Raw genomic sequence first — 17607 nt, 5'->3', positions numbered from 1 at the left:
GCTCCTGCAAGGCTGGGCATACTTTGTGGGAGCAGCAGCGGTCACTGCAAGGTCACGGGCCTCAAGCTATCCGGCAACTGCCTGATAGCCGCCTCAATCCGTGCAATAGAGCCAGCGAGGCGGTCCGCTTCCTGGTCTTTGCCCTCACTTCTCAGGCGGTCACACTCAAGACGCAGGTCGAGCAATTTTTTCTGTAGCTTCAGGGCCGAAGTGTTGAACGGGTCCATGCTTTTCTCACGCTGTAGGCTTCCGTGCCGTTGTAGGAAAAATAGACCGTAGCAGCTCGGATTTGCTGGAGAAACTGATGTTTCATACAGGTGATTCCCAGTGCCGCGATTCTTCCTACAGCGCAGAGTAAACAATCCTACAAACTACGTTTCAATTCATGTGCTCCCGATTGCGCTCAACTTCCCGCCCCAGCTGGGTGCATTCACCCTTCGAGGGGCAGGCCACCCGGCGTGGTTGCAATCGGGGCCTTTAGTCCTTTTTGAAATCTCATGTAGCAATTGTCGCCCTGCAGGTCAGTGACCATCGGCGCAAAAGCTTCAGCAACTGACCTGATAAGCGCTGCCCGCCCCGGACGTTGAAAGTTTAAGCAATAAGCACCATGAAGAATCTGCACAGCCCATCTGATCCGCTTTTTTTCCACAAACCTGAATCTGTAACCGTATCAGCCCAAGCCTGACAATAAGCCCATTCCCGCATCAAAACTGTAGAGGTTCCAATGGGCAAGCTGGCGCTGTTCCTGGGTGGTTTTCTGCTGCTGACCATTCTGATTGGTATTCTTGGCACCATTCCGCCAAGCTGACTGCAACTGCGTTTTCCCCCCGCGGCCCGTCTATTTCAAGTGGCGGGCCCAATCCCTGACCAATTGGCCAGTATTCTCCCTTCCTGCACTGCTGGACCAGCGGTAGGTGCAAGTCATTCTCAAGTGCAAAAGCCTCGTGTAGTCTCCCGCCGCCGCTCATTCGGGCCGGTCATTTTGCCTTGGAGTCGATACATCAATGGAATACAAGAAAGGCACTTCAGCCGTGCTGGAGTGGCGTAGCCGTTTTCTTGCTGAAGGTACACTTGATGAGCAGGTCTATGACCAGGCACTGCGCGATGCCTTGCTGTTGGAGCAGGCTGGAGTGATCAGTACGTCGGAGTGGATCGAGCTGGTCAAGCTGGCAAACACCGCGTTGCTGGTTGTGCGATAAGTCGTTCTTTGCGTTGGGAAATCTGTCCACAAAAAACGTGGGTAGGTCTGTGGATAAAGTGCTGAAAGCCAAGCCCGCTGCGGTCTCTGTTAAATTGAGCAGAAATTGAACAGTCATTTCAGGGGGCTGTTTCAGCAGGCGAGGCCGGCGCGGCGCAACGCCGTCAGCAAGTCGCGCACCCGCGCTGGCAGCTCGCCGGCAGGGTACACGGCATGCATTTGCGGGTCCTGGCCGCTGCTGGAAGTCAGGCGGTAGTGCGGGCACACGCGCACCAGCCGTCCGGCCCTGACCTGCGCTTCGCCAACCCAGGCAGCCAGGCGGGCGATGCCTGCGCCGGCCAGGGTGCTGTGGTACACCGCGTCACCTGAGTCCAGGCGCAACCTGGGCCTTGGGCGCAGGCTGGTGATCTGGCCGTCGCGGTAAAAATGCCAGGCCTTGAGGATGCGCGGGGCGGTGTGCAGGATCAATGCATGCCCTTCGAGGTCTTCCGGTTGCTGTGGCGTGCCGGCCACGGCCAGGTACGCCGGGCTGGCATACAGGTGGCGCTGGTAGGCCCACAGCGGGTAGCCGATCAGCTCGCTTGATTGCGGGAAGGCCCCACGCACCACGAAATCGAACTTGCCTTGCAGCGGGTCGAGGGTTTCGTCGCAGTACGTTATGTCCAGGGTCACCCCGGGGTGGCAGCGGGAGAACTCGGCAAGCACCTGTGGCAATACATGTTCACCCAGCAGTTGCGGTACGGCAAAGCGTATCCAGCCTTGGGCGCTGCCGCTGAGCGCGGCCAACGCGTCGGCAGCATCACGTTGCACATCCAGCAAACGTTCGGCATGGGGCAACAGGCGCTCGCCGGCTTCGGTGAGGGTTACGGCGTTGGCGTTGCGGTTGAGCAGCTTGCTGGCGGCGTTGTCTTCCAGGGTTTGTACCGCGCGGGTTACCGCACTGGGCGAGCGCCCCAGTGCACGTGCGGCGGCCACGAAGCTGCGCTTGTGGGCCACGCTGACGAACGCCTGGATTTCCCGCAACATGTCCAATGCCATTGCCTGCTCCTTGTTGCAGTTTTTGCAATATGGCATTTCAACACATGCGCGGCACTTTGATTAGCCTTGCAGGCGTCTTCACTGCCTGGAACCGCGTCATGATGGATATTGCTGTGCTTTCTGTGTTCGCCTTTGCCGCTGGGCTGATCGACGCCGCAGTGGGGGGCGGGGGGCTGATCCAGATCCCGGCCTTGTTCAACGTGCTGCCTACCGCGCAACCAGCGGCCTTGCTCGGCACCAACAAGCTGGCGTCGGTCTGTGGGACGGCCTTCGCGGCGCGCTCGTTCATTCGCAAGGTGACGCTGGACTGGGGGCTTATCGTGCCAGCGGCGCTCAGCGCCTTTGTCATGTCGTTCGCTGGGGCTGCCACGGTGTCACTGGTACCGCCCAGTGTGATGCGCCCGGCAGTGCTGGTGCTGATCGTGCTGATGGCCATCTATACCTTCTGCAAGAAGGATTTCGGCACCCTGCACAAGCCCGCGCAGATCGGCCGCAAGGAGCAATGCCTGGCGGTGCTGATCGGCGGTGCGATCGGCTTTTACGATGGCCTGTTCGGTCCAGGCACCGGCAGCTTCCTGATCTTTCTGTTCATCCGCTTCTTTGCGTTGGACTTCCTGCACGCTTCGGCCTCGGCCAAGGTGGTGAACATTGCCACCAACCTGGCGGCGCTGGTGTTCTTCGTGCCCTCGGGCAACGTGCTGTATGCCATTGCCCTGCCCATGGCTGCGTGCAATGTGCTGGGGGCTCTTACCGGCACCTGGCTGGCGGTACGCAAGGGCGCAGGCTTTGTGCGCGGGCTGTTCCTGATACTGCTGTGCGTGTTGATCGCCAAGCTATCGTGGGACTTGCTGGTTGCGTGACTCAGCCTCCTGGCGCTGTGCTTCGGCCTGCTCGACGCGGTTGCGGCCATGGGCCTTGGCCCGGTACAGCGCCTGGTCGGCACTTGCCAGCAACGCGTCCAGGCTGGGGGCCGGGATATTGGCGTCGCAGCCGGCCAGGCCGATACTCACGGTGATCTGCAGGCGCTGGTCGGCCTGCACCACGTGCAGGTCCTGTATGGCACGGCGCAGGCGTTCGGCGGTGAACTTGGCACGTTCAGGCGCAAGCCCCGGGAGGATGACGACGAACTCCTCGCCGCCCAGCCGCGCGAGCAGTTCATCGTTGTGCAACTGGTCCTGCAGGGTGCTGGCAAACTGGCGCAGCACCTGGTCACCGACCCCGTGGCCATGGGCATCGTTGATCGACTTGAAGTGGTCGATATCCAGCATCATCAGGGTTAGCGGCAGCGCCTGGGCATGCTGCTGGCGGCTGTCCAGCAATGCGTTGGCGCGGCGGGTGAAGGCACTGCGGGTGAGCACGCCGGTAAGGTGGTCGATGGTGGCCTGATGCGCCAGGCGCGCCATCAGGCTGCGGTTGGCCTGGCTGACACAGGCCACCACCAGCGGGCCGAGTACCAGCATCGCAATGCCCAGGCGCGCCGACATCAGCGTGGTCACACCGGGCTCGCTTTGCGGCACGCTGAAGTGCATGAGGTTTTGCGCCACCGCCACAATCAAGGTACTGCCAGCGGTAAGTGTCAGCAGCGAAACCATGAACGGCGAGTAGGTCCACGCACACCACAGCAAGGCGGCAATCGGGAAGGCAATGGCACCGGGGCCGCCAAAGGCAATGCTGACCGCCAGCGAGGCCAGCAGCATCAGCAGGGGCGCCAGGCGGATGGCTTGGGCGCCACCCCGCACCAAAGCCCGCGCCGAGGGTGCTGTAAGCAGCACCGGCAGTACCAGCACGCTGGTCGAAAACTGTTCGCTGAACCAGGCGAGCCAGGTGGCACGCAGGGATTGCTCGAACCACGGTGCGGCCATGACCGCTGCCATGCTGGCCGCCACCATGGCGGCGGCGGCACAGGCGGCAAACACGCTGAGTACGCCGTGCGGGGTGCGCATGCGCCGGTGCAGCCGCGGCAAACGCGATAGCAACTGCCAGAGGGTAACCACCACGCCAAGATTGCACAGGTTGAACCACAGGGCCGGCACCCAGGCACTGCCACACAGCAGGTCGGCACCGACCATGGCCAGCCAGACCAGGCTGAAGCCGGTCAGCGTGGCCTGGCGCGGGTAGCGCAGCAGCACGCCGGCCAACACAGCATTCACTGGCCAGAACAGCGACAGCGATTCGATCGGGCGTGCCAGGATACCGCCCAGGGTGAGGGCAAAGGTCAGGCAAAACAGAACGACATAAGGCAACAAGCGCGATTGGGCTGGAAAAACCATGAACTCGACCGGCAAGCGGAAACGAAATCCAGGACAACGCCTTGAAGCACCTGGGGCAATAGCCCGCAGTGTGTTTCGTCAGGCCACTTGATGTCAATCTGCCGCGATCGGTCGAGATAATGTCAAATTGCCTTTAGTCTATAGCGCTTTTCTCATAGCCCGAAGAACCACGGCACCATCACGACGGTGACCAACATCACCAGCACGGTGAAGGGCACGCCAATTTTGACGAAATCAGCGAAGCGGTATTGCCCCGGGCCCAGCACCAGTGTGTTGACCGGGGATGACACCGGTGTCATGAACGCCGCCGATGCGGCCAGCGCCACGGTCATGGCAAACGGGTAGGGCGACATGCCCAGCTGCGCTGCGGTGCTGACAGCCACGGGTGCCATCAGTACCGCAGTGGCCGTGTTGGAAATGAACAGGCCGATCACCGCTGTAACGGCGAACAGGCAGGCAAGAATGGCACTGGGGCCGGCACCACCCAGTACGCTTACCAGCCCACCCACCGCCAAATCGATGCCACCGGTTTTCTGCAGTGCCTGGGCGAATGGCAGCATGCCGACGATCAGCACCAGGCTTTGCCAATGAATGGCTTTATAAGCGCTGTTCATGTCGATACAGCGGCCGGCCCCCATCAGCAGGCAACCGATCAGCGCCGCGATGACATTGGGCACGGCACCGCTGACCATCAGCCCGACCATTACCGCCAGGCTAAGCAATGCCTGCGGCGCGCGGGTGCGGGCTGGCGCGACCTGATCGATCTCGGCGGGCAGGCTCAATACCAGAAAGTCTTTGGGCTGGCTTTGCAACTGGCGTACCGCCTTCCACGGGCCGACCACCAGCAGGGTATCGCCAAGGCGCAGTTTTTCGTCTACCAGTTGCTCTTCGATTGCCGCCTGTTCGCGGCGCAGGCCGACCACGTTGAGGCCGAAGCGGGTGCGGAAGGCCAGTTCGAGAACGCTCTTGCCGATCAACTGCGAGCCCGGCGGCAGCGAGACCTCGGCCATGCCCAGCTCCTGGGACTGGTCGATGAAATAGGCCGCCTTGAAGTGCAGGGGCTCCAGTTGCATGGTCTGGCACAGGCTGCGCAGGTTGTCGCGGTTGGCGAACAGGTCGAGCAGCAGCACATCGCCCTGGTGCAGTACGGTGTTGGAGTCGGCGCCGATCACCCGTGTGGTGAACTTGTGCTGGCGCTCGATGCCGATCACGTTGGCGCCGTGCCGGGTGCGCAACTCCAGCTCGCCGAGGGTATGGCCGATCAGCGGTGAATCAGGGCGTATGCGCAGGCGCCGTTCACGGCCGTTGAGCTTGTAGTCCAGCACCAGGTCCAGCAGTGTCCGGCGGGTTTCCACGCGGCCGTCCTTGCGCACTTCGCCGTTCAGCCAGTGCCGGGTCAGCAGCATGTAGCCGATCCCCAGCACCAGCACCACCAGGCCGAAAGGGGTAAAGCTGAAGAAACTGAAGCCCGCTTCGCCATTGCGCACCAGCTCGCTGTGCACCACCACGTTGGGCGGTGTGGCCACCAGGCTGAGCATGCCACTGATCAGCCCGGCAAATGCCAGTGGCATCATCAGACGGCTGGGCGACAGCTGCAGGCGCGCGGCAATGCTCAGCACTACCGGGATGAAAATGGCCACCACACCGGTGGAGCTCATCATCGACCCCAGCCCGGCCACGGCCACCATCAGCAGCACCAGCAGACGTGTTTCGCTATTGCCGGCCCGCTCGCTCATCCATTCGCCGATGCGGTAGGCAATGCCGGTGCGCACCAGGCCTTCGCCGATCACGAACAGGGCGGCGATCAGTACCACGTTGGGGTCGCTGAAGCCGGCCAGGGCCTGCTCAACGGTGAGGATGCCGAGTAGGGGCAGGGCGAGGATCACCATCAGCGCGACCACGTCCATGCGTGGGCGATTGATGATGAACAGGGTAACGACGATGGCCAGCAGGCCGAGGACCCAGAGCAGATCTTGGTTCATGGGGAGGGGGTGTTCCTTCACACGGGGCACGATAGACAGTAGCAGCCAGTGTGCCAGTTCGTGATGAAGGGGGTGTTGATGTGCTGCAACAAAAAGGGCCGCTATACGGCCCTTGAGTCAGGTAATCAGTGACGGTGACGGCGGTGCTTTTTGTTGCCGCGGTTGTCGTCACCCAGGTGGTTGCCGAGGGCCCCACCGGCTGCGCCGCCCAGGCCAGCACCGACCGTGGAGCCGGTCTTGCCGCCCACCGCGCCGCCTAGCAGCGAGCCGCCAGCCGAGCCCAGGCCACCGCCGATGGCGGCTTCGGTACGATTGCCCTTGCGTGCACCTACCGCGCTGCCGGCTGCGCCGCCCACGCCAGCACCGATGGCCGCGCCGGCCTTGCCGCCGAGTTGTTGACCAACAACGTTACCCAGCACACCACCCAGGCCACCGCCAATGGCGGCAGTACCGTCGCCGGCGAAAGCGCCCTGGCACAGCAGCAGGCCGAGGGCTAGGGAAGGCAGAGTCAGACGCATGATACGAACCTCAAAGGAATCATCAGGTTAAGGTGCCGCGCAACGGGCGGCAGGTCAGGGGTGCAAAGACGCTTCAGCGGTAGTCGCGGTCACCGCGGTACTGACGATTGTCATCGTCATCGCGGTCATGCCGATGGTGGTGGCGATGGCCACGGTCGCGGTCACGCCAGCCATCGTCGTCATCATGGTAGCGATGGCTGTGACAGCCTGCGGTCAGCAGGACTGCAGCAATCAGCGAAAGGCTTGCAAGGCGGGTCATCACGATATAGGTCCTTGATCCGCAAAGGTTTACGGGGCACTTGCTGAGACTGGGAATGATCCATTTGGTTTCCCGGGCAGGCAAAAATTTGTCGCGCCAGTGATGGGCGGCGTGCTTGCAGGCTGTTGTTCTGTCCCATTCGGTCATGGTCGAGTGCGCCATGGCCCTCTAGACTGTGGGGTAAGCCGCAGCGAAGACGGCAATCTGCCACTCGGTGAATCACGATGATCGCCCACACCCCCACGTTGTTTGCCGCCGTTGCCTTGGTCGCAACCATTCTGGCTTTCTGCCTGTTGCTGGTGGGGCGTAGCAACCGCCGTGACAACCTGCTGCTAACGGGTTGCGGGCTGCTGGTGCATGCCCTGGCTTATGTCTGCTACACCGTCTATGCCCAGGCCCCGCTGTGGGTCAGCTATGGTCTGGGCAACAGCTTGCTGTCGCTGGCCCTGGCGTTCTACACCGCCAGCTTGTTCCGGGTGCGTGAGCAGGTGGTGCCCTGGCGTGTCATCTTCGTCATTCCTGCCTGCATGCTGGGGGGGCTGGTGCTGCTGCTCGATACGCTGGAGCCGCGCATGCTGCTGGCGACGCTGGTATTGATGCTGCAGTGCTCGATGATCCTTTACTGGGCGTGGCGCCATGCCGAACGGCCGGGCAGGGCCCACCTGCTGCTGCAGATCGGTGCGCTGATCAGCCTGGTCGGCCTGGGTATGCGTGTGGTGGCGGTGGCCAATGGCACGGCAGTGGAAATGCGTTATGACACCAGCAACCTCAAGCAGAGCATTTCCGTGGCAATCGGCACGGCGACGGTAATGATGTATTCGATCGGGCTGGTGCTGATGGCCAAGGAGCGTAGCGAGTCCCGCTTGCAGCACCTGGCCCTGCACGATGTGCTGACCGGCACATTCAACCGCAGGGCGATCCTGGACCGGTTTGCGGTGGAACTGGACCGTGCTCGCCAGCAACAGGCCAGCCTGGCCGTGGCAATGATCGACATCGACCATTTCAAACGCATCAACGACCTGTATGGGCACCTGGCTGGCGACGAAGTGCTGTGCCATTGCGTGCGCCAGTTGCAGCAGCGGCTGCGTCAGGGTGACAGCCTGGGCCGTTATGGTGGTGAGGAATTCCTGCTGTTGTTGCCGGGCACTGACCGCAGCGGGGCGATGGCTGCGCTGCAAGGCCTGCGCGAGGCTATTGCGCGCAGCCCGGCCCGTTTTGCCGATGACCAGATCGAACTGCGCTTCAGCGTGGGCCTGTGGTGTGGCGTACCAGGTCCCAAAGATAGCACCGCCAACCTGCTGGCCCAGGCGGATGCCGCGCTGTACCAGGCCAAGGCCGCCGGGCGCAACACGGTGCACATGGCGGCATTGATCCAGGCGGGTTGAATCAGGACGCCGGCTGGATCGCCAGTACTACACCGTTGGTGATCTGCACCAGCACGTAGTGCTCGCCCATGCGTACCCAATGGCTTTCTTTCTCGGGGGCGGGCAGGCCTTTGGCTTTCCAGTCCTTGATGGCCTGCTCGTCACGTTTGTACTGGTCCGGTGCCTTGTCGCCCACTTCAAGCGTGCGGTTGTGGGTTTCCGGGGCGGTGATGCTTTCTTCGCTGGAGGGCGCGGCGCTGACGGCCAGGGGCAGGCAGGGCAGGGCGGCAAGTAGCAGATAGTGAAGCTTCATGTGGTGCTCCTTATGGCGGCGTACCTTATCTGCGACAGCGGCATGTGCGTGACAATTCACTCGCAATGCCCGCGAGTGCTAGAGTCGCATCTTTTTCGATACCCTGAGGATGGAACATGCGTGCGATTTTGCCGATGGCCGCGGCGCTGATGCTGGTCGGTTGTGCTTCTGCGACCATGGAGACGGCCCGCGGCGGCAAGCCGACTGCGCAGCTCGATTCAAGCAAGGCGCCGGAGCTGGTGGCGCAGTGTATCCAGTTCAGCTGGCAGGAAGAGAAGGTGTTCGGCGATGATGCCAGTGGCTACCTGCAACCGCGCAAGCAGGGCGGGTTCACCGTGTATACCCGTGAGGCAGAGGCGTTTGTGGATGTCTATCCACAGGCAGGCGGGGCTCGGGTGGATTACTACGCACAGAAAAACGACGGCGTGGCGCTGCAGCGCCGGGCAGCGGCGGCGACCTGTTTGTAAAGGCCGCAGCCTGTATTGGCTTCATCGCCGGCCTGTAGGGGCGGCCAGTGCAGTCCAGTTATTGCTCAGTGGGTGCTTTGCGGGCTTTACAATTTTTAGCAAGGCAGTGGTGTCTTAGAGGGGCAGGTGGCGGCTAGCATGAACCGTTACCACTCAAGGAAGGCACCATGGACCGTTCACTGCAACTCAACCGCAGCAGTTGGGACGAACGCGCCCCGCTGCACGCTGCCTCGAAGGACTACGAAGTCGAGACTCTCGTCCAGCGCCCTGGGCACCTGTCCGAAACCGTGCGCTTCGATTTGCCTTTGCTCGGCGACATCAATGGGCTGAGGACCGTCCACCTGCAGTGCCACATTGGCACCGACACCCTATCGCTGGCGCGCCTTGGCGCCAAGGTCTGCGGCCTGGACTATTCCGCGGCTTCGCTGGCCGAGGCACGGGTACTGGCCGAGCGTTGTGCGGTGGCCATCGAGTATGTCGAGTCTGACGTCTATGCCGCCGACACGGTACTGCCGGCAGGCACGTTCGACCTGGTCTACACCGGTATCGGCGCGCTGTGCTGGTTACCCCGCATCGAGCCGTGGGCGCGTGCGGTCGCGGCGCTGCTGAAACCGGGCGGGCGGTTATTCCTGCGCGATGGGCACCCGATGCTGATGGCCGTCAATGAAGACCACCAGGACCGCCTGCAGCTCGAATACCCGTACTTCGAGCACGAAGCCCCGACGGTGTGGCACAACGACCAGACCTATGTCGAGACTGAAGAGCGCCTTGCCCACACTGAAACCCACGAATGGAACCACGGCTTGGGTGAAGTGGTTACTGCCTTGCTGGCGCATGGGCTGCAACTGACGGTGCTGGTCGAGCACCAGAGCATCCCTTGGGAGGCCCTACCGGGGCAGATGGTCAAGGGCAGCGATGGCGAGTATCGCTTGCGCGAGCAGCCTGCACGCCTGCCCCTGAGCTACAGCTTGGTGGCGGTCAAGGCCTGATCAGGAAAGGAACCCGCCGTCGACGTTGAGTGCCGTGCCAGTGGTGTAGCTGGACGCATCGCTGGCCAGGTACAACACCGCGCCGGCCATTTCCTTGGGGTCGGCTACGCGCTTGAGTGGGATCTGCTGCAGTGCGGCGTTCAGGATGGCATCGTTTTTCACCAGTGCAGAGGCAAACTTGGTGTCGGTCAGGCCCGGCAGCAGGGCGTTGCAGCGAATGCCGAACTGGGCGCACTCCTTGGCGAAGACCTTGGTCATGTTGATGACTGCCGCCTTGGTCACCGAATAGATGCCCTGGAAGTGGCCGGGGGACACACCGTTGATGGATGCCACGTTGATGATGCTGCCACCGCCATGCTCGCGCATCAGCTTGCCGGCTTCTACCGACATGAAGAAGTAACCGCGGATGTTCACGTCCACGGTCTTCTGGAAGGCATGCGGATCGGTGTCCAGCACGTTGCAGAACTGCGGGTTGGTGGCGGCGTTGTTGACCAGGATGTCCAGGCGCCCGAATTGTTCGCGGATGCCGGCGAACACCTGCTGGATCTGTTCCAGCTCTCCAATGTGGCAGGCCACCGCCGTCGCCTTGCCACCTGCCGCGATGATCGCCTCGGCCACCTGCTGGCAACCGTCGAGCTTGCGGCTGGAAACGATCACATGTGCACCTTGCTGGGCCAACAGGTGGGCGATGGCTTCGCCAATGCCGCGGCTGGCGCCGGAAACGAAGGCAATCTTGCCGTCGAGGTCGAACAGGTGGGTCTTGGACATGCTGTTTTCCTTGTTATCCGTCGTCGTGGGCGTTGCTCAGAGGCTGGACCTGGCAATGACCTGCAAGGTCATCTGCTCGAGCAAGCGGTTCATGTGGATGAACTGGGCGAAACGCTTGTCCTGGGTCTGGCCGTGGTAGTAGCGGTAGTAGATCTGCTGGACGATGCCGGCCAGGCGGAACAGGCCATAGCAATAGTAGTAATCGAAGTTGTCCAGCGTGATGCCTGCGCGTGCCGCGTAGTAATCCACGAACTGGCGGCGGGTGAGCATGCCCGGCGCGTTGCTCGGCTGGCGGCGCATCAGTTGCACCGGCGCCGGGTCGTCGGCTTCGATCCAGTAGGCCAGGCTGTTGCCCAGGTCCATCAGCGGGTCGCCCAGGGTGGCCATTTCCCAGTCCAGCACACCGATGATGCGCATAGGGTTGTCGGCGTCGAGGATCACGTTGTCGAAGCGGTAATCGTTGTGCACGATGGCGGGCTTCGGGTGGTCGGCAGGCATTTTTTCGTGCAACCAGGTGGTCACCTTTTCCCAGCGCGGGGCATCCGGGGTCAGGGCTTTCTTGTAGCGGCTGGTCCAGCCCTCGATCTGGCGCTGTACATAGCCTTCCGGCTTGCCCAGGTCGGCCAGGCCACAGGCGTTGTAGTCCACCTGGTGCAACTCGACCAGGCGGTCGATAAAGCTTTTGCACAGGGCCTCGGTGCGGCTGGCGTCAAGGTTCAGCCCGGCAGGGATGTCCGAGCGCAGGATGATGCCCTTGACCCGTTCCATGACGTAGAACTCACCGCCAATCAGGCTGCTGTCGGTGCAGTGCACATACGCCTTGGGGCAGAAGGGGAAGCCGCTGTTCAACTGGTTGAGTATGCGGAACTCGCGGCCCATGTCGTGGGCCGACTTGGCCTTTTGCCCGAATGGCGGGCGGCGCAGCACAAAGTCCCGGCCCGGGTAGCTGACCAGGTAGGTGAGGTTGGAGGCCCCTCCTGGAAACTGGCTGATGCGCGGCAGGCCGTCCAGGTCGGGGATGTTGGCCTTGAGGTAAGGGTCGATGACGGCCGCGTCGAGTTCTTCGCCGGGGCGTACCTGGGTGGACTGGTCGGTGAGCGTCATGCGTTTTCCTTATTTTCGATCCCAAGGACTATTGGCTAATCTAATGGCCTGCCGGCGCTGGAACAAGCGTGCCAGGTGCCATATAGGTGAGGGTGTTGCTGGTTGATCAACTGCCCTTATGTCAACGACCAACGTGCCAGCGCAGGCTTTGGGGCAGGCAAAAAAAAACCGAAGCCGCCAAGGCTTCGGTCTTTCGATCATCCGGTGTACCCAGCCCTCAGGACGGGAACAGCTCGCTGAGCTTCATCGACAGCATCATGTCGCCTTCAACGCGCAGCTTGCCGCCCATGAAGGCCTGCATGCCATCGGTTTCACCGCTGACGATGCCCTTCAGGGTTTCGCTGTCCATCACCAGTGTGCAGTTGGCGTCCGGGTTTTCGCCTTCCTGCAGGTCGCAGGTGCCGTCTTTGACGATCAGCGCGTATTGCTTGCCTTCGTCGGTGATGTTGAAGCCGAACACCAGGTCCAGGCCGGCGGCAGCGGATGGGTTGAACTTCTCTTGCATCTTTTTGACGGCATCAGCTACGGAGGTCATGGCGCATTCCTTATAGAGTTATTTACACGTCCCCGCAGGGACACAACAAGCCGGGCTCATCGATAGGTGACAAGCTCCGGTACCTTCAACAGCTGCACATGGGCCTGGCTGTTGAAGGAGGCCAGTGCCACGTCGCGGCCGCGGAACTTCAGCTGGCTGAGCGACGTGTTGATGATTTGCCAGTTCAGCGCGAACGCCTGGCTGGGGGTAATACGGGTAACCAGGTGCAGCAGGGCGGCAATGGTGCCGCCCGAAGTGAAGATGGCGACATTGTCACCGCTGCCGGCGGTATCGAGCACGCGCTCCAGGCCACCTTGTACACGACGAGTGAAAGCCTGCCAGCTTTCCAGGCCATCGTCCGCCTGTTCGCCCGCGTGCCAGCGCTGCACCATCAATGCGAACAGGCGCTGGAATTCGCTGCGATGCTGCGCAGCATTGCGCAGTACATGCAGGGCATCGGGCTCTTCTGGCAGCAGCCCAGGCAACAGGGCGCGGATGACGCCATCGGCATCGAACTCATTGAACGCCGCGTCGGTCTCAACAGCCGGCACCGGGCAGCCGCTGGCATGCAAGGCCTGCAGGGCCAGGCGCGCGGTATCCTGCTGGCGGCGCAGGTCGCCTGCCACGCAACGGTCCAGCCGTACACCCAACTGGGCCAGGTGCTCACCCAGCGCGTGGCTCTGGCGCACGCCCACGGGCGAGAGGACGTCGTAGTCATCAGCACCGAAAGAGGCTTGGCCATGTCGGATCAGGTAGAGGTTGCCCACGAAAGGTTCCGGCCTGTTTGGAGGTTGCTGCGAGGTTAGGATGCAGCACACGGGCTGTCAACGAAAAAACATACAAGCGTTTGAAAAGGTTGTTTGAAAGGTGTTGCCAGCGTTTACACCGGCTGGCAGCACCTTTGGCGCAGCGGTATGCTTGCAACAGTTAACGCGCCGCCTTGGCGCAGGTATTTAAGGAGTCAACGTGGAGTTTCTTGCCGAATACGCAAGCTTTCTCGCCAAAACCGCCACCCTGGTCATCGCCATCCTCGTGGTGCTGTCGGCTATCGCCGGGTTGCGCAGCAAGGGGCGGCGCAAACCGGGTGGGCAACTGCAGGTCACCCGCCTGAACGAATTCTACAAGGACCTGCGCGAGCGCCTGGAGTCCGGCCTGCTCGACAAGGCTCAGCTCAAGGCTTTGCGCAAGCAGCAGGCCAAGGCGGAAAAACAGCAGAAGAAAGGCAAGGCCGAGGAAAAGGGCCGGGTTTTCGTGCTGGACTTCGATGGCGATATCAAAGCCTCTGCCACCGAAAGCCTGCGCAACGAAATCACCGCGCTGCTAACCCTCGCCACCCCGCGTGACGAAGTGGTGCTACGCCTGGAAAGCGGTGGTGGCCTGGTACACAGCTACGGCTTGGCGGCGTCGCAACTGGCGCGCATTCGTCAAGCGGGCATACCGCTGACCGTATGCATCGACAAAGTGGCCGCCAGCGGTGGTTACATGATGGCCTGTATCGGGGAGAAAATCATCAGTGCGCCATTTGCCGTACTGGGTTCGATCGGGGTGGTGGCGCAGCTGCCCAACGTCAACCGCCTGCTGAAAAAACACGATATCGACTTCGAAGTGCTGACCGCCGGCGAGTACAAGCGCACCCTGACCGTGTTTGGCGAGAACACTGACAAGGGCCGGGAGAAGTTCCAGGAAGACCTGGACGTTACCCACCAGTTGTTCAAGGACTTTGTTGCCCGCTATCGCCCGCAACTGCACATTGACGAAGTGGCCACAGGCGAAGTCTGGCTGGGCGTGGCAGCACTCAACCGCCAGCTGGTGGACGAACTGCAGACCAGCGACGAGTACCTCAGCGCCCGCGCGCGCAACGCCAACCTGTTCCACCTGCACTATGCCGAACGCAAGAGCCTGCAAGAGCGAATCGGCATGGCGGCGAGTGGTGCGGTGGAGAACACAGTGGTGGGCTTGTGGAGTAAACTCGGCCGCCTGCGCTAACACCTTGAACCCGTTGAAATTTTTTTTCGTTCAGGGGGTTGCAAGGTTAAAAGAATGAAGACATAATGGCGCCCATCGAAACGCAGCAAACTTTGAAAAAGGTTCAGCGTTTCAAGGAGATAGCAAAGCGCAAGCAGCTAGATCCGACCTTTGAGGCCGAGTAGCAAAGTGGTTATGCTCCGGATTGCAAATCCGTCTACGCCGGTTCGATTCCGACCTCGGCCTCCACCATTCGAAAGCCCCGCAGATTAACGTCTGCGGGGTTTTTATTTGCGCCTAAAAAAGCCGCACCGTTTCCGGATCCTGTGCCCGCTGCGCTGCGCGGTGATTGATCCGGGACTGACCCCCCCCGCTGAACATCTCCATCAATCCCGCGAGCGCGTCGAAAGGCTCGACCTCTGAGATCCGCGCGACCTTGGCGCTGTTCATCCAGTGCCCGCGCTTAATCCAGATGCCGCAATTCTGGATCGTCCCGGAGCGTCGTCGATGACTTGGCCAGCCCCAGTGATCGCCTTATAAATCTGTAAACACGCCTGCGGCATCCGCAACCGGAACCCTGGCAATACCGATTTCAGATCGCGTTGGCATGAAATCCTGAACCATAAGAGCGGTGCTGCTGCTGGAGGGGGCAGCGGAAAAAAATGAGCTTTTGTTCGCGGTCGGTGGTCAAGCTAGTTGGATAGGCCTAATTACAAATGAAGGGGTCTGCCAGTCCTAGTTACATCAACCACCCACCGGCGATGACGGAGAGCTATATGCGAATGAGGGGCCACGTGTACTGGGCTTGGGCTGAACCGGCGTTGCACCACCAAAGTCATGAAGAAACACTGAGTGACGGCACTCGCATTGACGTTCAGGTGAGGCGTTGCCGACCTGGCGGGACGCAGATTTTCTTGGGGGTTTATGCTTGGTCAGGGATGGCGTTGTACGAAGAGGCATTCAACTCTCGGCCTGGCGAGTCGATGACCAGGGCGCTGGCATGGGGCGTGGGCCTGGCTCGCCGCGTGGCGATTGAAGGGGTGGCAATGGGCGCCATCACCGGTTCAACCGAAAAGCAGTTGTAAAAAAATGTAACGCAGAGCTTCTGCAGTGGATTCGGTGGAACAGCTGTGTATGCTGTCCCGCCAGTCAAGAATTTGAGCTCAAGGTCCTTTCCATGCGCAATCGCGGCAAAGTCTACTGGGAGTGGGCCAATCCTGAGATGTATTTTCGGAACTACGATGAGCGCCTGACCTGCGGCACTTTAATCAACATCCAGGCGCGGCTCTCGCCTGAAAACGCTACTCAACTTTTCTTGGGTATCTATGGAGAAAAAGGCGTGCTCTTGCTTGAAGAGCTTCACCCAAACTGCTGTGGCCAAAAACCGTCTGTAGCGATTGCTTGGGCGATCGAGCGTGCTCACGGCTGGGTCGCACAGGCGTTTCCGGCGCCAAAAGCACCAGGGCCTGAACCCCTTCCCCGCAGAGGTTCGCGTCTTCACAGATAACGATGCCGGGAAAACGGAACGCTCCTCAGATCGCATCAGTCGTATCTCTATCAGACGCGCATCGAGGCGCCCAGTTGGAGAAAGTGATGAGCCTTCAGTCCACCAGTCATGACCTTTACGTGCATTCCTATCTCGGTTACCAGGCATCGATTTACGTGCTGTGGGAGTCGAGCGTTGAATTTCCAACCGGGATGTTGGTTGAAGTAGGGAAACCAGGTGCAACGGCGCGAACCCTGCGTGTGAGCCGCCCATTCTCCTCTTCGACAGAAGCCATTCTCGAAGGGAAGGTTATGGCGGAACAGTACGTGGAAAGTCAGAAAAGTTGAGTTTGGCCTGGCAGGCGCGTTCGCCGAGGTCGGTGATCGGGTGGCGCAGCGCGGTACATGCTGCACAACCCGGCTGTCCCCCAGCTAGCTGCGCCTGCGTCGCGCAGGCCCTGAGCGATTACAGCCCCGAGATCACTATCAGTTCGACGGCCCAGGCTGTTCCTATGGCTGACTCATCTGTGGGCTGAAGCTTGGTATCACCATATTGCCGAGCTTGTATTGCTGATAGCTGGTGTAGGGCAGAACAAGCGTATCAGCCACGCCCGACGCAGCCATATCTACCAGAATTTGATAGGGGTCTGAATGTACTCCCGTTCTTTCAGGTCCAGTCAAGTTGCAAAACTGGTAGGCGACCCCGCTATACATCCGGGGGATAGCGGGGCAATAAGAATTCCATTCAGCCAGGTCGCCCATGGCCTTTGATTCACTGGAAACGGTGCGTACCGTCCCACAACCGCCAAGCATCATGAGCAGCGCCAATCCCGTCCACAGCTGTTTCATCAGACCATCTCCTTGGTGATGGCCGGATAATAGCGCATTAATGAATGCCCCCGCGTCGTGCGGGTTTGGCCAAGACTCGCGGTAGCGATTGCCCCCTGCTTCACCGAATCGCACAGCTCACTCTGCAGGGGGCACAGGCTTGCGCCAGACAACCTTGGTGACGCCTAGAGCTTGTATTGAATGGTGTAGGACGCATCGGTTCTGGGCTCTATCAGAATAGGTATGCCGAAGAGCTTCCCTTGGCAATCACTGACAATACCGCGATACACCGCCCCCTGCCGGAGCTGGGCCCACAAGCCTTCGTCATGTATCGCGATACGCAATACATGATTGTTCGGGTCTTCTCTAACCTGAGCAACATGGTAATCCAGGTCGCATCCGAACTCAGCACTGGTAAATTCTGGATCGTAGCCGATCAGCACTCCGTGCCTTTTCAGATCGTCACGGATACGCTCAATCACGTCGTCTGCTTCTTGTTTTAGCATGATCGTTCTCTCGCGGTG

22 protein-coding genes and 1 tRNA gene are annotated in these 17607 nt (G+C 60.9%); 10 read left to right on the top strand and 13 right to left on the bottom strand.

Annotated elements, in window-relative coordinates; translation table 11 throughout:
- Window positions 1–41 precede the first annotated feature (41 nt).
- Window positions 42–227 carry a hypothetical protein gene (locus CKW35_RS07585; RefSeq protein WP_095115585.1) on the bottom strand — a complete coding sequence of 62 codons (186 nt, stop codon included), beginning with the start codon at window positions 225–227 and terminating at the stop codon, window positions 42–44.
- Window positions 228–1004: 777 nt separating this feature from the next.
- Here CKW35_RS07585 and CKW35_RS07580 point away from each other — a divergent pair.
- Complete coding sequence (locus tag CKW35_RS07580; protein ID WP_016487972.1) at window positions 1005–1199, top strand: hypothetical protein; 195 nt, start codon at window positions 1005–1007, stop codon at window positions 1197–1199.
- A 131-nt stretch (window positions 1200–1330) separates the two neighbouring features.
- Here CKW35_RS07580 and CKW35_RS07575 read toward each other — a convergent pair whose 3' ends face one another.
- Window positions 1331–2236, bottom strand: coding sequence for a LysR family transcriptional regulator (locus tag CKW35_RS07575; RefSeq protein WP_016487971.1), 906 nt, complete (start codon window positions 2234–2236; stop codon window positions 1331–1333).
- A 98-nt stretch (window positions 2237–2334) separates the two neighbouring features.
- Between CKW35_RS07575 and CKW35_RS07570 the strand changes: the two genes are divergently transcribed.
- On the top strand, window positions 2335–3096 hold the full coding sequence (locus CKW35_RS07570) for a TSUP family transporter (protein ID WP_060517156.1): 762 nt from the start codon (window positions 2335–2337) through the stop codon (window positions 3094–3096).
- Here CKW35_RS07570 and CKW35_RS07565 read toward each other — a convergent pair.
- The 4 genes from CKW35_RS07565 to CKW35_RS07550 form a co-directional block, all read right to left on the bottom strand.
- Window positions 3070–4521 carry a GGDEF domain-containing protein gene (locus CKW35_RS07565; protein ID WP_095115583.1) on the bottom strand — a complete coding sequence of 484 codons (1452 nt, stop codon included), beginning with the start codon at window positions 4519–4521 and terminating at the stop codon, window positions 3070–3072. The genes CKW35_RS07570 and CKW35_RS07565 overlap by 27 nt on opposite strands.
- A gap of 137 nt (window positions 4522–4658) precedes the next feature.
- The gene (locus tag CKW35_RS07560; protein ID WP_016487968.1) at window positions 4659–6488 is read right to left on the bottom strand and encodes an SLC13 family permease; all 1830 of its coding nucleotides are present in this window, start codon (window positions 6486–6488) and stop codon (window positions 4659–4661) included.
- Between the two features lie 125 nt (window positions 6489–6613).
- Window positions 6614–7006, bottom strand: coding sequence for a glycine zipper domain-containing protein (locus tag CKW35_RS07555; RefSeq protein WP_095115581.1), 393 nt, complete (start codon window positions 7004–7006; stop codon window positions 6614–6616).
- A 73-nt stretch (window positions 7007–7079) separates the two neighbouring features.
- Window positions 7080–7265, bottom strand: a complete 186-nt coding sequence (locus CKW35_RS07550) for a hypothetical protein (protein ID WP_016487966.1) — start codon at window positions 7263–7265, stop codon at window positions 7080–7082.
- Between the two features lie 224 nt (window positions 7266–7489).
- On the opposite strand from CKW35_RS07550, the gene CKW35_RS07545 reads away from it, so the two are divergent.
- Window positions 7490–8650 carry a GGDEF domain-containing protein gene (locus CKW35_RS07545; RefSeq protein WP_016487965.1) on the top strand — a complete coding sequence of 387 codons (1161 nt, stop codon included), beginning with the start codon at window positions 7490–7492 and terminating at the stop codon, window positions 8648–8650.
- Between the two features lies 1 nt (window position 8651).
- Here the strand turns inward: CKW35_RS07545 and CKW35_RS07540 are convergent, their stop codons facing one another.
- Complete coding sequence (locus CKW35_RS07540; protein ID WP_016487964.1) at window positions 8652–8942, bottom strand: RcnB family protein; 291 nt, start codon at window positions 8940–8942, stop codon at window positions 8652–8654.
- Between the two features lie 116 nt (window positions 8943–9058).
- On the opposite strand from CKW35_RS07540, the gene CKW35_RS07535 reads away from it, so the two are divergent.
- Both CKW35_RS07535 and CKW35_RS07530 read left to right on the top strand, forming a co-directional pair.
- Window positions 9059–9409 carry a hypothetical protein gene (locus tag CKW35_RS07535; RefSeq protein ID WP_016487963.1) on the top strand — a complete coding sequence of 117 codons (351 nt, stop codon included), beginning with the start codon at window positions 9059–9061 and terminating at the stop codon, window positions 9407–9409.
- A 167-nt stretch (window positions 9410–9576) separates the two neighbouring features.
- Window positions 9577–10398, top strand: a complete 822-nt coding sequence (locus CKW35_RS07530) for a bifunctional 2-polyprenyl-6-hydroxyphenol methylase/3-demethylubiquinol 3-O-methyltransferase UbiG (protein WP_095115579.1) — start codon at window positions 9577–9579, stop codon at window positions 10396–10398.
- Here the strand turns inward: CKW35_RS07530 and CKW35_RS07525 are convergent, their stop codons facing one another.
- The 4 genes from CKW35_RS07525 to CKW35_RS07510 form a co-directional block, all read right to left on the bottom strand.
- Window positions 10399–11166: an SDR family oxidoreductase gene (locus CKW35_RS07525; protein ID WP_016487961.1), complete on the bottom strand. Its 768-nt coding sequence runs from the start codon at window positions 11164–11166 to the stop codon at window positions 10399–10401.
- Between the two features lie 36 nt (window positions 11167–11202).
- Window positions 11203–12270 carry a phosphotransferase family protein gene (locus CKW35_RS07520; protein WP_095115577.1) on the bottom strand — a complete coding sequence of 356 codons (1068 nt, stop codon included), beginning with the start codon at window positions 12268–12270 and terminating at the stop codon, window positions 11203–11205.
- 217 nt (window positions 12271–12487) lie between these two features.
- On the bottom strand, window positions 12488–12805 hold the full coding sequence (locus CKW35_RS07515) for an SCP2 sterol-binding domain-containing protein (RefSeq protein WP_016487959.1): 318 nt from the start codon (window positions 12803–12805) through the stop codon (window positions 12488–12490).
- Window positions 12806–12861: 56 nt separating this feature from the next.
- Window positions 12862–13572: a histidine phosphatase family protein gene (locus CKW35_RS07510; RefSeq protein ID WP_016487958.1), complete on the bottom strand. Its 711-nt coding sequence runs from the start codon at window positions 13570–13572 to the stop codon at window positions 12862–12864.
- Between the two features lie 199 nt (window positions 13573–13771).
- On the opposite strand from CKW35_RS07510, the gene sohB reads away from it, so the two are divergent.
- The 5 genes from sohB (at window position 13772) to CKW35_RS07485 (ending at window position 16603) form a co-directional block, all read left to right on the top strand.
- A complete protein-coding gene (sohB, locus tag CKW35_RS07505) occupies window positions 13772–14791 on the top strand; it encodes a protease SohB (RefSeq protein WP_016487957.1) in 1020 nt (339 codons plus the stop codon).
- Window positions 14792–14945: 154 nt separating this feature from the next.
- A tRNA-Cys gene (locus CKW35_RS07500) sits at window positions 14946–15019 on the top strand.
- Between the two features lie 527 nt (window positions 15020–15546).
- The gene (locus tag CKW35_RS07495) at window positions 15547–15855 is read left to right on the top strand and encodes a hypothetical protein (RefSeq protein ID WP_023047941.1); all 309 of its coding nucleotides are present in this window, start codon (window positions 15547–15549) and stop codon (window positions 15853–15855) included.
- A gap of 92 nt (window positions 15856–15947) precedes the next feature.
- Window positions 15948–16277, top strand: coding sequence for a hypothetical protein (locus tag CKW35_RS07490; RefSeq protein ID WP_082421997.1), 330 nt, complete (start codon window positions 15948–15950; stop codon window positions 16275–16277).
- An 86-nt stretch (window positions 16278–16363) separates the two neighbouring features.
- On the top strand, window positions 16364–16603 hold the full coding sequence (locus CKW35_RS07485; protein ID WP_016487953.1) for a hypothetical protein: 240 nt from the start codon (window positions 16364–16366) through the stop codon (window positions 16601–16603).
- 162 nt (window positions 16604–16765) lie between these two features.
- Here CKW35_RS07485 and CKW35_RS07480 read toward each other — a convergent pair whose 3' ends face one another.
- Both CKW35_RS07480 and CKW35_RS07475 read right to left on the bottom strand, forming a co-directional pair.
- Entirely contained in the window at window positions 16766–17104 is a 339-nt protein-coding gene (locus CKW35_RS07480) for a YceK/YidQ family lipoprotein (RefSeq protein WP_095115575.1), read from the bottom strand.
- 164 nt (window positions 17105–17268) lie between these two features.
- On the bottom strand, window positions 17269–17589 hold the full coding sequence (locus CKW35_RS07475) for a hypothetical protein (RefSeq protein WP_016487951.1): 321 nt from the start codon (window positions 17587–17589) through the stop codon (window positions 17269–17271).
- Window positions 17590–17607 lie beyond the last annotated feature (18 nt).

The sequence above is a fragment of the Pseudomonas sp. Irchel 3F3 genome (assembly GCF_900187545.1).
GTDB classification, from domain to species: domain Bacteria; phylum Pseudomonadota; class Gammaproteobacteria; order Pseudomonadales; family Pseudomonadaceae; genus Aquipseudomonas; species Aquipseudomonas fortuita.
This window is presented reverse-complemented; position numbering and strand designations above follow the sequence as displayed.